The sequence below is a fragment of the Gemmatimonas sp. genome (assembly GCF_044376735.1).
Taxonomy (GTDB): domain Bacteria; phylum Gemmatimonadota; class Gemmatimonadetes; order Gemmatimonadales; family Gemmatimonadaceae; genus Gemmatimonas.
The window spans coordinates 1-15,479 of record NZ_JBILKJ010000063.1; the positions used below are offsets into that span (position 1 = coordinate 1).

The 15,479-nt window shown below is 68.0% G+C and carries 13 protein-coding genes; 1 reads left to right on the forward strand and 12 read right to left on the reverse strand.

Annotated elements, in window-relative coordinates; translation table 11 throughout:
- From ACIRA7_RS10105 to ACIRA7_RS10160, 12 genes are all read right to left on the reverse strand, one after another.
- On the reverse strand, positions 1–792 hold a 792-nt coding region (locus tag ACIRA7_RS10105; RefSeq protein ID WP_396220716.1), incomplete at its 3' end, for a pyridoxal-phosphate-dependent aminotransferase family protein.
- Positions 793–798: 6 nt separating this feature from the next.
- Entirely contained in the window at positions 799–1,497 is a 699-nt protein-coding gene (locus tag ACIRA7_RS10110; RefSeq protein ID WP_396220717.1) for an HAD-IB family phosphatase, read from the reverse strand.
- Positions 1,494–2,885 (reverse strand): FAD-binding oxidoreductase, encoded by a 1,392-nt coding sequence (locus ACIRA7_RS10115; protein WP_396220718.1) that lies wholly within the window; start codon positions 2,883–2,885, stop codon positions 1,494–1,496. The genes ACIRA7_RS10110 and ACIRA7_RS10115 overlap by 4 nt, the downstream gene beginning before the upstream one ends.
- A 13-nt stretch (positions 2,886–2,898) precedes the next feature.
- Complete coding sequence (gene serA, locus ACIRA7_RS10120) at positions 2,899–4,506, reverse strand: phosphoglycerate dehydrogenase (RefSeq protein ID WP_396220719.1); 1,608 nt, start codon at positions 4,504–4,506, stop codon at positions 2,899–2,901.
- A 154-nt stretch (positions 4,507–4,660) separates the two neighbouring features.
- Positions 4,661–5,206: a MerR family transcriptional regulator gene (locus ACIRA7_RS10125; protein ID WP_396220720.1), complete on the reverse strand. Its 546-nt coding sequence runs from the start codon at positions 5,204–5,206 to the stop codon at positions 4,661–4,663.
- 108 nt (positions 5,207–5,314) lie between these two features.
- Positions 5,315–5,728, reverse strand: coding sequence for a response regulator (locus tag ACIRA7_RS10130; protein WP_396220721.1), 414 nt, complete (start codon positions 5,726–5,728; stop codon positions 5,315–5,317).
- A gap of 178 nt (positions 5,729–5,906) precedes the next feature.
- Entirely contained in the window at positions 5,907–7,220 is a 1,314-nt protein-coding gene (locus ACIRA7_RS10135; protein WP_396220722.1) for a sigma-54-dependent transcriptional regulator, read from the reverse strand.
- Positions 7,217–8,734, reverse strand: coding sequence for an ATP-binding protein (locus tag ACIRA7_RS10140; RefSeq protein WP_396220727.1), 1,518 nt, complete (start codon positions 8,732–8,734; stop codon positions 7,217–7,219). The genes ACIRA7_RS10135 and ACIRA7_RS10140 overlap by 4 nt, the downstream gene beginning before the upstream one ends.
- On the reverse strand, positions 8,734–9,627 hold the full coding sequence (locus tag ACIRA7_RS10145; RefSeq protein WP_396220723.1) for a hypothetical protein: 894 nt from the start codon (positions 9,625–9,627) through the stop codon (positions 8,734–8,736). The genes ACIRA7_RS10140 and ACIRA7_RS10145 overlap by 1 nt, the downstream gene beginning before the upstream one ends.
- Positions 9,628–9,783: 156 nt before the next feature.
- Positions 9,784–10,896 carry an HD-GYP domain-containing protein gene (locus tag ACIRA7_RS10150; RefSeq protein WP_396220724.1) on the reverse strand — a complete coding sequence of 371 codons (1,113 nt, stop codon included), beginning with the start codon at positions 10,894–10,896 and terminating at the stop codon, positions 9,784–9,786.
- Positions 10,893–13,484, reverse strand: coding sequence for an ATP-binding protein (locus ACIRA7_RS10155; RefSeq protein ID WP_396220725.1), 2,592 nt, complete (start codon positions 13,482–13,484; stop codon positions 10,893–10,895). The genes ACIRA7_RS10150 and ACIRA7_RS10155 overlap by 4 nt, the downstream gene beginning before the upstream one ends.
- 7 nt (positions 13,485–13,491) lie before the next feature.
- The gene (locus ACIRA7_RS10160; protein ID WP_396220726.1) at positions 13,492–14,283 is read right to left on the reverse strand and encodes a zinc-ribbon domain-containing protein; all 792 of its coding nucleotides are present in this window, start codon (positions 14,281–14,283) and stop codon (positions 13,492–13,494) included.
- 126 nt (positions 14,284–14,409) lie between these two features.
- Here ACIRA7_RS10160 and ACIRA7_RS10165 point away from each other — a divergent pair.
- Positions 14,410–15,479 (forward strand): glutamine synthetase family protein (locus ACIRA7_RS10165; protein ID WP_396220728.1); only part of this gene is annotated, 1,070 nt, incomplete at its 3' end.

Sequence of the window (15,479 nt, forward strand, 5' to 3'; positions counted from 1 at the left end):
ATGGCGCGCCCAACGCGCGTCGATGGTTTCGCGCGCGATGTATTCACCCTGCACCGCCGTGGCATACAGCAGCGAGATCGCGGGCGTGCTCGGCGTCTGGTTCTTGTGGACGAACTCCTCGAACTCGACCATGTCGAAATAGAGGCCACGTGCGGTGGCCTGGCTGGCCTGCTCGATGTAGCGCGTGGATGCCACCCCGAAGGCGAGACCGGGGGGCAGCGCGAGCGCCTTCTGCGAGCCCGTGAGCACGAAGTCGAGGTCCCAGGCCTCGGTCTCGACGCGTACGCCTCCCAGACCGGTGACCGAGTCGACCAGCACCGCGGCGTCGTACTGATGCGCCAGGGCGGCGAGTTCCGGCAACGCTGTGAGCGTCCCCGTGCTCGTTTCGGAGTGGACCACGGTGATGGCCGAGTAGCGCCGTTCGCGCAGCGCACGCTCGACGACATCGAGCGGCACGGGCTGATGCCAGTCGCCGCCGACTACGTGCGTGTCGCGGCCGCAGGCCACTGCGATATTCGCGAACCGCTCACTGAAGGCGCCGTTCACCATCGACAGGATCGGCCCCGGCGCCGCGCAGCGGATCGCCGCTTCCATGAGTCCGGTGGCCGACGAACTCGAGACGTACACCGGGCGCGTGGTCCGAAAAATCGGACGCAGGCCAGCCTGAATGCGGGCGAAGAGCGCCTCGAAGATGGCTCCCCGGTGCGGGAGCATCGGGGCGAGCATCGCCTCGAGCACTTCACGCCGCACCTCGGTGGGCCCGGGAAGGAAGAACGTGCCGAAGTCGGACATGGCTCCTTACCTCGAGGGCGCGGCGTAGAAGAGCAACGGATACAGCGCGGCGAAGCTGTCGGCTTCGGCGTCGGCCACGGCCACGACGTTCTCGCGGCGCGCGACGCCGGTGTAGGCGATGAATTCGGTGACCACGCCCCGCACCGCCGCGTCGGTGGAGCCGTCACCGATCATCACGGTCGGCTTCGCCAATGCGAGTTGCTGCACTGTGAGCGGCTTGCCGCGCTGCGTGGAGAGCGGCTGATCGCCGTCGAGCAGGCTCATGGTGCCGTCGGTGTCGCGCACGATCGAGACGGCATGCACGCGATCGATGGGGACCCCCAGCTGCAACGCGATTGGCACGATGGCGATGCGCAATCCGCCGCTGAGCAGATGCACCTGACAGCCGGCGCGCTGCAGCCGCGTGAACAGCTCCTGCGCGCCGGGTTGCAGCGACTCACGGTATGCCTCCGCCAGCGCGATCAACTCGGCGGCGGTGGGACGGATGCGCTCCAGCCGTCGCGTGTACACCGCCTCGATCGGGAGTTCGCCGGCCATGGCCTGCGCCGTGAGCGCCTCGCTCTCCCGGGCGATCTCCGGGTCGCGGCGCGCGGCCAGCCAATCGATGCCCTCGAGTGCGCAGACCGTGGAGTCGACGTCGAAGATGACCGTCTTGAATCGCGGACGTCGCAGGTCGACGGCCGGCGCCGTGGTCGTGGTGTTCACAGCACGTTGCCCTGCGCCAGCAGACCAAGGGGGTCGAACTCGTGCTTGATCGCGCGCATGACGCGCAGCTGTGCGGGGCTGGCCTGCATGGGCAGCCAGCGGCGCTTGAGTTTGCCGATGCCGTGTTCGGCAGCCACGGTGCCACCCATGGCGATCACGTCGCGCAGCGTGGCTTCGACTACGCGTTCGATCTGATGCAGCTCGTCGGCATCCTGCGCGATGAAATTCTGATGCGGATGGCCGTTGCCGGCGTGTCCGTACGCGATGCCTGAGGTGATGCCGGCATCGGCGGCATAGCGCCGCGCGATGTGCAGTGCGTCGGCGAGTCGTGGATACGGCACAGCCCAGTCGGTGCTGACTTTGCGGCCGCCGAACGGTCGCCGCGCGGCGCCGCGCTCGTTCATGGTGGCCGGCACGGCATGGCGCAGATGGCGCGCCTCGCGCAGGGCTGTGGCCGAGTCGTACACGCGGATGTCGGCGCTGAGCGCGGCGTGGGCATCGGCGAGTTCGAGCCACGCCTCGAGTGGTAGCTCGTCGTCGGGGCGCGCTTCGTCATCGCCGGTTTCCTCGACGTACACCATGGCCGTGGCGTTGGTGGCCCACCCCGTGCTGCCCTCCGCCGCGCGCGCGATGTCCATCGCGCCCTGATCGAAGAACTCCAGACAGCGCGGATGCACGGAGGTGGAGCGACGGGCCGACACGACGAACGCGAGGGCGTCGTTTTCGTGCTCGAACGGGACCATGAGACCGAGCACCTGCGTGGGGAGCGCATGCAGCGCCAGCTCCGCTTCCACGATGACGCCGAGGGTGCCTTCACTGCCCACGAACCAATCCACCGGGTCGTGCGCAATCGGATAGCCGACGGTGTTCTTCTCCAGTTGCGGCCGACGCAGGTCGAGTCGCTCCCCGCTGGCTAGCAGCACCGTGATCGCCCGGACATGCGGCCGCGTGGCGCCGTAGCGCAGCGAGCGCGCGCCGGAGGCGTTGCAGGCGATCGCGCCGCCGATGGTGGACTCTTCTTCGCTGGTGGGGTCGGGGGTGAAGAGCAGGCCGGCCGCTTCCGCGGCCCGGCGCACATCCGCCACGATCGCGCCCGGCCCCACGCGTACGCTGCGCGTGTCGGTGTCCACCTCACCGATCGTGTCCAGCCCGCGCAACGACAACAGGAGCCCGTGGTCGGTGATGGAGGCGCCGGTCGTACTCGACTGCCAGCCGGCGGGGGTGACCGCCGTACGCGCCGAGGTGGCCTCGCGCAGCAGCTCGGTGACTTCGTCGATGCTGGTGGGACGTGCCACCGCGTCGGGAATCATCTCGAGTCCCGAGGCGTCGCGCGCAAAGGCGCGACGGATGTCGATGTCGACGGTCGTGACGTCGCTGGTGCCACTCATAAACGGCGCTCGCCTACTCGGTGCCGAAGTGGGCCACGCTGGCGGTCAGCACGTCGGGCAATTCCAACAGCGCCTTACGCGTCTCTTCGCTGACGGTGCCGTCGACGGAGATCGCCGCCAGGGCGTCGCCCCCCTGGGCCAACCGGGCCTGATGATACTCGGCGATGTTGACCTTGCGTTCGCCCAACAGCGTCCCGACGCGTCCGATGACGCCCGGCACGTCGTGATTCGTGAGAATGAGCAGCGTCTGCCGCGGATTCACATCGACGTGGAACTGTCCGATGCGGGTGAGTCGCGGTTTGCTGCCTTCGGGCGCGGCACCGGCCACCGCCAGCTGCTGCATGCCGCCGGCGAGTGCGACCTCGATGGCACGCGGATGTCCGAGCTCGCTGGATTCCCCGACCGAGAGTTCGAGGCCGCGCGCTTCGGCGAGACTGCGGGCGTTGATGAGATTGAGGCGATCCGTTTCGATCACGCCTTCAAGCACACCCGCGGCGGCTGCGGCGAGCAGCGGCCCGGCGCCGTGCGCGAGATCGGGACCGATGCGCAGGGCCAGCCGCCGTACCGCGCGCATCCCTTGGTCGGCCAAGACGGCCCGGGCCACCGCGGCAGCGCGTCGCGCGACGAGCATGGCGGGCTGCAAGTCGCCCCACTCGCCCGAACCGCCCGCCACGTTGATCGACTTCGAGAGGTCGTTACGCAGCAGCGCATCGCGCACCGCCAGACACACATCGCGCGATACGTTGCGCTGCGCTTCGACCGTGTTGGCGCCGAGGTGCGGTGTGAGCAGCAGATTGGGCGCCGTGCGTAACGGCGAATCGGCCGCGAGCGGCTCCGCGGTGAATACGTCGAGCACGGCGCCGCGCAGCTGATCGGCTTCCAGTGCGGCCAGCAGCGCCGTTTCGTCGATGATGCCGCCACGCGCCATGTTGACCACGACCGAGCGGCCGGGCAGGCGGCCCAGTTCCCGCTTGCCGATCATGCCGCGCGTTTCGTCGTTGAGCGGCACGTGCATCGTGAGGATGTTGCTCTCGGCGAGCAGCGTGTCGAGCGAGGCCGCACGACGCACCCGAAGCGCGGTGAACCGTTCGTCGGCGATGTAGGGATCGAAGGCCACCACGGTCATGCCGAAGGCATGGGCCCGCATGGCGACTTCACTGCCGATGCGACCGAGTCCGACGATGCCGAGCGTTTTCCCCTTGAGTTCGCGACCCATGAGCTTGGAGCGATCCCACACGCCGTTCTGCATGGACAGCGCCGCGGCGGGCAGCTGACGCAGCAAGCCGATCACCGTGCCGAAGAACAGCTCGGCGACGGCGACCGTATTACCGGCCGGCGCGTTGATGATCGCGACGCCGAGTTCGGTGGCGACATCGAGGGCGATGTTGTCGACACCGACGCCCGCCCGTCCGACGACGCGCAGCTTCTTCGCGGCGCGCAGCAGCTCGGCGGAGATGCGGGTCGCGCTGCGGCCGACGATGGCGTCATAGTCGCCGATGCGACGAAGGAGCTCGTCCTTCGGCAGGGTGGGGACTTCATCGACCAGCAGCTCCGGCTCGGCGGCGAGCAGGGCCAGGCCTTCCGGATCGACATCGTCGGTGACTAAAACGCGATACGCCATGTGTGCACACGAAAGAGGCCCCGCGTGGTGCGATACCCGGAACAGGCATCAACTCACGCGGAAAAACCAGAGCGGAATTGGATACAACGGGGGAGATGCACCGTGCCGTGCCGACCTGCCGGATCCCGACGGGATCAGTGATCCGAGATCGGAGTCAGGTCCCGTAGTCGTTTCGGCCCAGTGCGTTACGCAGCAGGTCGCGCAGCGAGACGAGGAGGTCGTCGCGTGCGGCCGGCGAATCGTCCCGCACATGCAACTCCACGCCATCCGCAATGGGTACGTGTCGCCAGCTGGCGACGCCGTTCTGCTTGGGAGCGCTGGTGTCCATCTGCAGCGTGAGCGCCGGCGCGAGCGAGGCGGCGACGCGCCGTTCGAGCGCATCACCGGTGACTTCCCGCATTTCCTTCTTGATCGCCTCGAGGGTCTGCCCCTCGCGCTGGCGGATCTTGATCGCCAGCAGCTGCAGCAGATGTCGATAGCCGTACGTGGCCGCCGTGCCGGCGCCCTCCGGCCGATCAAGGAGTCCGTTGGCGACATAAAAGCGCACCGCCCGCGCGCTGGGCATCGCCCGCGCCGAGGCGTTGGTGGGCTTCATCCCGGCAGAATCCACCAGATTGGCGGCATGGGCCGCGAGCCCGCGGGCATTCCACGGGGCATGTCGCGCGTGAGCGCGGAGAAGTGGGACGGGAGACTCGGCCATGGGGAGGGCAATATACGACGGATCGCCTCCGTGTGCTGGCCTCAGGTCAACCGTCGCCCTTCGGTCGTCGCGTCCGTCGCGTGACCGTCCCCGCCAAGCTGGACCGCGTCAGCTGCGGTTGGTTTGGGCGAAGGCGGAGCGAACACCCACCGTGGCCGCATGCTGCGCAATCGTGGCGAGGTCAACCGGCTTCTCGAGAAAGTGCAGCGCGCCCAGGCGGAACGACGCTTGCCGATTGGAGTCGTCGGGGTAAGCGGTGAGCACCAGCACCATGGCATCGGGTGAGAGCATGCCGGCGACTGCCATCACCTGCAGTCCACCGTCGCGCTTTCCGCCGAGCCGCAGGTCGGTGACGACCAGATCGAAGCGCTGCGCGCGCAGTCGCTCGAGTGCTTCCGGGAGCAAATCGGCGGAAGTGACCGCGTTGCCTTCGACCTCGAACAGTTCGACGAGAACGTCGCGAATGGACTGCTCATCTTCGACGATGAGCACGGACTTGAGCACTTCAGGCGGGGTAGTCATACCCCTGTGCTCGGCGAGAAGTGGGCCGCGGCGCGCCGACTCACCGTAACTGCTTGCTGAGTAATGATTTCGACGACCGTCGGCTCACAAGACTGATGCCGTGTCTGCCGGAAATCCGGTCGAAGACGCTCAGGGCTGACCGAATTCCGGTCGGTCGGATCCGGGGTGCTGTGCAGGCTCAGGAGAAATCGGCCGGGGACTGTTTGAGCTTCTCGAGCAAGGTGGAGCGGGCAATCCCCAAGATGCGGGCGGCGTGGGTGCGGTTGCCGCCGCTGGCGGTGAGTGCCTCGCGAATGACCTCGCGTTCGGCCTGGGCCAAGGTCCGCGGCTCGGTCGGTCCCGGATTCGCCGTCGCGGTCTGTGGTGTGTGGATGAGCCCGAGGTGCGCCGGCTCGATCGGCCGTCCTTCGGCGAGAATGGCGGCGCGCCAGATGGTGTTCTTGAGCTCGCGGATGTTTCCCGGCCAGCGATAGTCGGCCAGGAGGTCTTCCGCTTCGTTCGTGAACGAACTACCCTTGGGCGCCATGGCCATGGCCATGGGCAGGATTTCGTCGCGACGCTCCCGTAGAGGCGGCAGGGTGATCGTGAGCACCTGCAGGCGGTAGTAGAGATCGGCCCGGAAGCGCTTCTCGGCCACCGCCTCGGCCACCGACTGGTGTGTGGCCACGACGACCCGAGCCGACGAGCGGAGCATCGTGGTGCCCCCAAGTCGCCGGAAGGTGCGCTCTTCCAACACCTTGAGCAGCCGCGGCTGGACGTCGGGGCTCAGCTCGGCGATCTCGTCGAGAAACACGGTGCCATCACCGGCCACTTCGAGTAGACCGCGCTTTGCCTGTCGCGCGTCGGTGAACGCCCCTCGTTCGTGGCCGAACAGCTCGCTTTCGAAAAACGTGGCGGAGAGCGAGGCGCAATTGATCTCCACGAAGGGCGATCGGTTCCGCACCGAACGATCGTGGATCTGTCGCGCGATGTACCCCTTGCCGGTGCCCGTTTCCCCTTGCAGCAGTATCGGGGCGTCGGGATTCCGGGCGGCCAGCTCGATGAGGTCGGCGACCGTGGGGGCCATCGCCGGCGTGGTTGCCTCAGCGCGTCCGCGGGCCCGGAGCAGGGCAACCTCCTGTCGGAGTCGCGCGCGCTCGGCGGCACGGGTGACGGCGGCCGTGAGCCGTTCGAGATCGACCGGCTTTTCCAGCAAGTCCGCCGCGCCGTGCTGCATGGCGGCGACGGCGGTTCGTACGTCGGCGTATCCGGTGAGCACGATGACGGCGAGGTCGGGATCGTCGGCCCGGAGCGCCTCGAGTGCCCGGATCCCGTCGGCATCGGGGAGGCGCAGGTCGAGGAGCACGACATCGGGCGCGTGCTCGGCGGCCATCCGCCGCCCTTCGGTGGCGGTGGACGCCCCACGCGCCGTGAAGCCGAAGGTCTCGAAAAATTCGACCAGCGTCGAGCGGACCGTTTCGTCGTCGTCGATGACGAGCAGCGACAAGGTCACGTGGCCGCCGTGGGGGGAAGCGTGAGGGTGAGCGTCGTCCCGTGTTCGGGGGTGCTGTCGATACCGATCGTGCCGCCGTGTTCGTCCATGATGCGCTGGCAGAGCGCCAAGCCAATGCCGGTGCCGCCCGCCTTGGTCGAGAAGAAGAACTCGAAGACATGGGGCAGGACATCGGGCGGGATGACGGGACCGCCGTTCGACAGCCGGCAGCGCCAGCCACCCACGGGCGATACCTGCGAGGTCAGCACGAGCTCCGACCCGTCTGGCGCGGCGTCGCAGGCGTTGACCAAGATATTGCGGCAGACCTGTCCGAGTTGCTCCAGATCAATCAGGCTGCGCACCGGATGGTCTGGGCGCACCCGCCGAATGGCGAGCTGCCGCGATTCCAGGCGGGCACGCTCGGCGTCGAGGATGTCGTCCCAGACTACTTCGGGATCGGCGGGCATGAGGTGCGCGGCGTTGGGTCGGCCGAAGTCGAGGAGCGACGTCACCATGCGGTTGAGTCGTTCGACCTCGCGCAGAATGCGGCCGACGTTCTTCTCGACGACCGGATCGTCCCCGGCGCGGAATTGCAGCAGCTGCGCCGCCGAGGAGATGCCAAACAACGGATTGCGCAGCTCGTGGGCGACGCCAGCGGCGACCTCGCCGATGGCTTCGAGGCGGCGCTTGGACTCCACGCGCCGCACCAGCCAGGCGCGCTCGATGGCGACGGCCGTTTGCGCGGCGATCACGGCGAGCACGCGCTCCGCCTCCTCGAGCACCTGCTCGGAGTCAATCGGTTCGGCGGAGAGGGTGATCGCGCCGAGCACGCCCTCGGTGGTGACCAGCGGGGCGGTGATTTCGAGGCCGACGGTGGCGGACGACTGTCGGGTCACGTTGCCGGTGGCGAGCGCGTCGAGCCAGGTGCGGAGCAGCCGGGTCTCGAGCTGCCGGCTGGTGTGCGCGTCGTAGCCCTGCCGGTGGGTGATGCGGAACTCGGCGGTGTCGTCGTCGGCCAGGGCGATGACGAAGCCGGTGGAGGGGACGGCACGGAGGAGCTGTTGCGCCACCTGTTCGTAGACGCGATCGAGCGAGATCGCCTCGGCGAGGGCGATGCCGGTGTTGATGAGCGCTTCACGCGAGCGATGGCTCGCCGTGATGTCCACCGTCGAGAAGACGAAGCCGGAGACGTGCCGGCCGTCGTCGATCGCGGTGACATGCATGAGGAAGACGCGCTCTTCGTTGGGCGAGCTGCAGGGGAATTCCCAGCGGACGACCGGGACGCGACGATCGCGCAGGAGCGTCATGGCGCGCCGGATCTGGTCGCGCGAGAAGTCGTCGGAGACGCTATCGAAGACCGAACGCCCGAGTACCGCCGCTTCGGTGGCGATACCGGGGGCTCCGTTATCGGTGGCGAACTTGGACCATGCGCTGTTCGCCGCCGTGATGCGTCCGTCGAGATCGACGGACCAGACCGTGAGCGGCAGCGCGTCGAGCAGCCGCCGCTCGAACGGCGGCTGCTCGTCGGGCGGCATCACCGGCGCTTCGCGCCCTTCTTGCCGGGTTTCGCCGCGGTCTTGACGGCCTTCGCCGGGGCCTTCTTGGCCGGGGCCTTCTTGGCCGGGGCCTTCTTGGCCGGGGCCTTCTTGGCCGGAGCCTTCTTGGCCGGGGCCTTCTTGGCCGGAGCCTTCTTGGCCGGAGCCTTCTTGGCCGGAGCCTTCTTGGCCGGAGCCTTCTTGGCTGGGGCCTTCTTGGCCGGAGCCTTCTTGGCCGGAGCCTTCTTAGCCGGGGCCGGCTTGGCCGGGGCCTTCTTGGCCGGAGACTTCTTGGCCGGGGCTGGCTTGGCCGCTGGCTTGGCGGCCGGCTTGGCGGCCGGCTTGGCGGCCGGCTTGGCGGCCGGGGCTTCCGCCTTGGGGGCGGCTGGAGCCTTGGGGGCCTTTGGAGCCGTGGGGGCCTTAGGAGCCTTCGGGGCCTTAGGAGCCTTCGGGGCCTTGGGGGCCATCACTGGTGGTTCGGCGGCCAACTCGGCGTCGTCGTCGAGCAGCAACTCGTCGAGATCGTCGATGTCATCGGCGACGTCGGGCACTTCCACCTTGGGTTCCGGCTTGGGCGCCTTCGCCTTCGGGGCCGGCTTCGGGGCGCCCGGATTCTTGGGCGGACGACCGGGGCCGCGGCGCACGGGACGACTGAAGATGTCGTCTTCGTCGTCGTCCTCCTCGATCAGCTCATCCTCGAAGCTGTCGCCCTCGTCGTCGTCGTCGTCCTCGTCGTCGTCGTCCTCGGCATCGTCCCAGAGGGAGTCGCCGCTTTCGGAGGGGAGGCCGTAGCCATCCTCCTCATCTTCGTCGTACGACGAGCGGCCGTAGCCCACATCATCCATGTCGTCATCCATCAGATGGAGCTTCTCAAACTCGTCGCCACGCGGCATGACGCCTCCTCTCCTCGGAAAAGTTCGAACGCGATCGTCGCTCGCCCCGGCTCCTGTACCGGCTGTGGCGACGCGGCTCGTGAAACCCACCACTGGGTGTGCTGCAGAACAGCACGACCAAGTACATACAAAAAGCGTGGGAGTCAAGCGTTCGGCTTACTTCACGCGCGGAATTCCTTCCACCATGCCGCTTTGCACCACCGCGTACAGCGCGTCGTAGATGCGCGGCTCGAGCAGGCGGCCGGTCTGCGTGCGGAGGTACTCGAGGGACGTGGCGGCCGTCATCGGCTCCCGGTAGGCCCGCTTCGAGGTGAGCGCGTCGAAGGCGTCGGCGGCGGTGAGAATCCGCCCGCCGATGGTGATGTCGTCGGCGGCGCGCCCGAAGGGATAGCCGCCGCCGTCCCAGTGCTCATGATGGTCGCGAATGTACAGGAGGGCCTCGCCGAGGTGGTTGAGCGGCGAGAGGATCTCGAGACCGATGCGCACGTGGTCCTTCACATGGGCGAATTCGTCGTGGGTGAGGGGTCCCGGTTTGTTGAGGATCTCTTCGCGGATCCCGATCTTGCCGACATCGTGCAGGCGTCCAGCCGTGTGAATGGAGGCCACGGTGGTGGCGTCGAGCTCGAGATGCACGGCCAGCGCGGCGGCGATTTCCGCGACCCGCTGCGAGTGGCCGCGCAGGTAGAGATCCTTCGCCTCCATGGCGTTGATCAGCGTCTCGGCGACGCTGATGGTCATGGCGCGGAGGGCTCCCTTTTCCTGCTCCAGCTGGATGGTGCGTAGCGCCACTTCCTCGCGAATGAGGCGATCGACGGCCCGCCGTTCCACGGTGCGGAGGCGGCGCGTCGAGGCGCGTTCGACGGCCGCTTGCAGGTCGGGAAGCTCGACGGGCTTCGTGAGGTAGTCGAACGCGCCGTTGGAGAGCGCCTCGGTGGCGCTCGCGGCGTCATTGACGGCGGTCAACATGATGATGCCGAGGTCGGCATCGATCGCGAGCGCGCGCGGCACCAGATCGAGGCCGCTGACGCCAGGCATCCGGAGATCGCAGAGCATCAGCGAGAAGCGTTTTTGCGCCAGCAGGTCGAGCGCCGCCGTGCCGGAGTCGGCCACCTCCACGTCGAAGCCGCGGGTGCGCAGAAAACGACTGAGCGCCAGCCGGATCGTGGACTCGTCGTCGACCACGAGAATGCGGCGCATCGCATCGTCGGCCAGTGCGGCACCGGCGGCTTCGATCGCGACGATCGGATCGTGTAGCGGAGGAGTGGTCATAGTCGGTCGTGGGGGACTGCCAAGAGCGTGATGGTGACGGTCGTCCCGACATCGGGCGTGGACTCGACGTCGATCGTCCCGCCATGTGCGCGAACGATCCCGTAGCTGACACTGAGGCCGAGCCCCGTGCCGACGCCGCCCGGTTTGGTGGTGAAGAATGGCTCAAAGATGCGTTGGCGCACTTCCGCGGTCATGCCGACACCCGTATCGACGGCGGCGACGATCACGTGCTCGGCATCGTGGGTGGTCCGGATGGTGAGCCGCCGCTCGCTCCGACCGAGCATCGCCTGTTCCGCATTCCCGATCACGTTGAGGAGGACTTGCTGGAGCTTCTGCGCGTCGCCGCTGCTGTGCGGATTGGTGGGGTCGAGCTGCAGGTCGACCTGAACGCCACTGTTGCGCAGCGGGTATGCGCGGAGGCGCAGCGTCTGCTCGATGAGCTCGTTGATGGGTACGGGTCCGGTGCCGCGCTCGGTTATTCGAGCGAACAGGAGCAGATCCTTGATGACCGTCGTGGCGCGGTCGCTTTCCTGCTTGATCAGCTGGACCGATTCGCGTTGGTCGTCGCCGAGCTCTTCTTCGAGCAGGAGCTGTGCAAAGGCGGAGATTCCGGTGAGCGGATTGTTGATCTCGTGGGCGACGCCGGCTACGAGTTCGCCAAGGGCGACCATTTTCTCGGTGTGCCGGAGCTGTTCCTCAAAGCGTCGGTCCTGGCTGACGTTTCGCACGCTCACGACCTGTCCGAGGCGCTCGCCGTCATGCCCGGTGAGCGGGCTGACCGTGACGGCGCCGGGGAACTCGGTGCCATCACGCCGGCGGTGGATGTCGTGCGAGAGGCGAACTCCGGCTTCGATCAGGCCGTCGACCTCACGCACGCTCTCCCGGGTGTCATTTCCGGAGACGAGCTGCTCGAAGGCCATGTCCATCAACTCCACCTGCGACCACCCGTACTCACGGGCGGCGGCCGGATTGGCGTAGCGGACACCGACGCGATCGAGGATGAAGATGGGATGGTCGATCGTGGTGAGCGCGGTGGCGAGCAGGTGCTCGCGTTCGCGGGCGAGGCGCTCTTCCTCGTCGAGCAGCAGGGCGTCGATCGCAAGGGAGAGCGAGGCGGAGAGCCGTTCGAGGGTGATGCGATCGCGTGGCCGTAGGGGGGCGGCACGCGGCGCGGTGACCAGCAGCAAGCCGAGGAGGCGTTCGCGTGCGACCAGCGGAACGGCCAGCGCCCATTCGTCGGGGAGTGCGGCCGCGAGGCTGGCAGGCGCGATGTCGCGGAGGCTGGTGAGTTCGGCGGCACGTCCATCCGGCGCGAAGTCCAGAACGCCCGTTACGCCGGCTGGCCGCTGTCCCTTGAACGCATCGAGCGTGCCGCTGGCGGCCACGTATTCGATCAGCCCACCACGAGACCGGGCCACGCCGATGGCCTTCCCGATTGACGGCACGAACCGGTCGAGCACCTGCAGGAGTTCGGTTGCCCCGTCGGCTAGTGTCGTGGCCTGGAGCGCGACTCTGGCCAGCTCCGCCGCGCCCTCGGCGCGCTGGCGCTGGAACTGCTGCAGCGCGAACAACCGCGCCGTTTCCACGGCGGTGCCGGCGTGACGCGCCATGATGGTGAGCAGGTCGAGATCCTGCATGGCGAAGGCGTCGCCGTTGGCGTCGAGCAGCCGGATCACGCCGGCGCGGCGTTGACCGAAGCGCACGGCGGCGCAGAGCTCCATGGTTCCGCGGTCTACATCGGTCCCAGCGGCCAGATGCGACGCCAACCGGGCAACGCCCGTCTGTTCGGTGGCCACGGCCAACAGCGATTGCTGGAGCGGAAACGGCTCGGTGGAGCTGACCCGGCCCGCCTCCATGTGCAGGACGCGCTGCAGTCCATTCGCACCGTTGGCGAGGACCTCGATGACCTCGCAGGGGATCACCGAGTACACCGCGGCGGCCACGGCCTTAGGCAGGCTTTCCTGGCTGGTGAGCTGCGTGAGCTGCTGCTGCGCCTGGGCGAGGAGGGCAAAGCGATCGGCCCGGCGCTCGAGTTCGCCCAGCTGCAACGCATTGCGGAAGGCGAGCGCGACCAGCGTGGCGAGCTGGGCGAGCAGCTCGCGCTCTTGCTCATCGAAGCGTCGCGAACCGAGAAAACGGATCGCGAGCACCCCCTGCGCCCGCTCCTCGAGCACTAACGGCAGCAGTGCCAAGGAGGAGACTCCCGACTCCGTGAGCGCTGGGCCGATGTCGTCGAGGTCGGACTCGGTGCTCAGGTCCTCGACAAAGATCGGGGTGCTGTGGAGAATCACGTCGCCCAGTCGGGTGCGCCAAAAGGCGGCCTCCAGGCGATGGCGCGCGGCGCTGGCGACCCCCGACTGATGCTCCACGCGTGCGGTTCTGCGCTGCGGATCGGCGGCATACACCGCGCAGCCGTCGGCGCGCAGTTCCTGCGTCAGCAACTCGGCGAGCGCGCGAAAGAGGGCGTCGGGGGTGGCGGCGTTGGCCAGCGCGCGTGCCGTCTTCATGAGGACGGCGTTCGCGCGCCTGGCCATGGCGGTGATGTGGTCGGCCTCGGCGTCAGTCGGCAACGCGGGCGTCACGGCCACCGGTGCCTCAGCCGGGACGGCGGGCGTCGGTGGCTGCGCGGTCGATCTCGGCCCGGTGCATGTCGTAATCGGGCAGGCGGTTGGCCAATTCCGGCTCGAGTGCCTTGAGCAGGCGCTGATCGAATGCCTTGGCGGCCGTGTTGTCGCCGGTCATGCGCGCGGCGCGGGCGGCCAAGAGGAGCCCGAGCAGGTTCGTGGGCGAGCCCTGGAGGATGGTGTCCGCCTGCGCCTTGGCGACCGCGGGCGCGTTGGTCACCTCGGCGATCCGGCCGAAGTGATAGCGCTCGTCGGTCGTCGGCCCCGTGAGCAATTCGTGCGAGGCCATCGCCATGGGCGCGAAGAAGGCGACTGAGTCGACCTTGCCGGCCTCGGCGTACTCCATGATGCGCGTGTACAGGCGGTTCGCCCGCTCGCTGGGCGAGAGGTTGGCGATGTTGGGCGCGGCACCGCCGCCACCACCGCCACCCTGGGCGAACGGCGCGCCACCGGCGCCGTCGACGGCCTGCGTGGGGAGCGAGTTGGCGGATCCATCGATCGCGGAGCCCTTGGCGGCGCCGAAGTTCTTGCCGGCCACCATCGCCACCAAGGCCAACAGGGCGACGAAGGCCACGCCCCACGGGAGCACCGATGCCGCGCCACCGGAGGCCGTCGGCGTGCGCATGAGTGGCAGCCCCTGTCCGACCGGGGTCCCACAGCGATGACAGAAGCGTGCGCCGGCGGAAACGGCCGCGCCACAGGCGGCGCAGAACGCGGCGCCACCAGTCGGGGCCGAGCCCCCGGGAAGATTCGATGAAGTCATGAGCGTAAAAAGTACTACAATACGGCACGGGTGTCCTCCTCTATTTCCAGCCGATTCGTGCCGACTCACAGTCGTTCGCTCGTTCCTCCCGCCCTCTCGGGCGCCACGGCCACTGATGTCCTCGAGTTGGCGGAAGCGCACCAGGTGCGATTTCTGCGGCTGCAGTTCACGGACATTCTGGGCGTCATCAAGAACGTCGAGATTCCGTCGTCGCAGTTCAGGAAAGCGCTGCAGGGCGACATCATGTTCGACGGATCAAGCATCGAAGGCTTCGTGCGGGTCGAGGAGTCGGACATGCTGCTGGCGCCCGATCTCACGACGTTCCAGATCTTTCCGTGGGGGGACCCGGCGGCACGCGTCGGGCGCGTGATCTGCGACGTGAACCGTCCCGACGGCACGCCGTTCGAAGGCGATCCGCGGTGGGTGCTGAAGCGTCAGGTGGCACGCGCGGCCGAGTTGGGCTTTGTCATGAACGCCGGCATGGAGGCCGAGTTCTTCCTGTTCAAGCCAACGGCGGACGGCCGGCCGGCGACCGACACGCACGACGTGGGCGGCTACTTCGATCTTGCGCCGATGGATCTCGGCGAGGAGGCGCGCCGGGCGATCGTGGACACCCTCGAGCAGATGGGCTTCGAGGTCGAGGCGTCGCACCACGAGGTGGCACACGGGCAGCACGAGATCGACTTCCGGTACGCCGATGCGCTGCGCACGGCCGACAACATCGCCACGTTCCGCTTCGTGGTGAAGCAGGTGGCCCGACAGTTCAAGTTGATCGCGTCGTTCATGCCGAAGCCGGTGTACGGGCAGAACGGCAGCGGGATGCATACCCACCAGTCGTTGTTTTCGGCGGGACAGAACGCGTTCTGGGATCCGCAGCGCGAGTGGGAATTGAGCCTGACGGCGTTGCACTACATCGGCGGCCTGCTGAAGCACGCGCGGGCGCTGTGTGCGGTGACGAATCCGCTGGTGAATTCGTACAAGCGACTCGTGCCGGGCTTCGAGGCGCCGGTGAACGTGGCGTGGAGCATGCGCAACCGCTCACCGATGATCCGCGTGCCGGAGCGTCGCGGAACGGGGACCCGCCTGGAATTGCGTACGCCGGATCCGAGTGCGAACCCGTATCTTGCGCTCACCGCGATGCTGGCCGCCGGTCTGGATGGCGTCGAGACGCGGGCGGATTGGCGTGAACCGGTGAA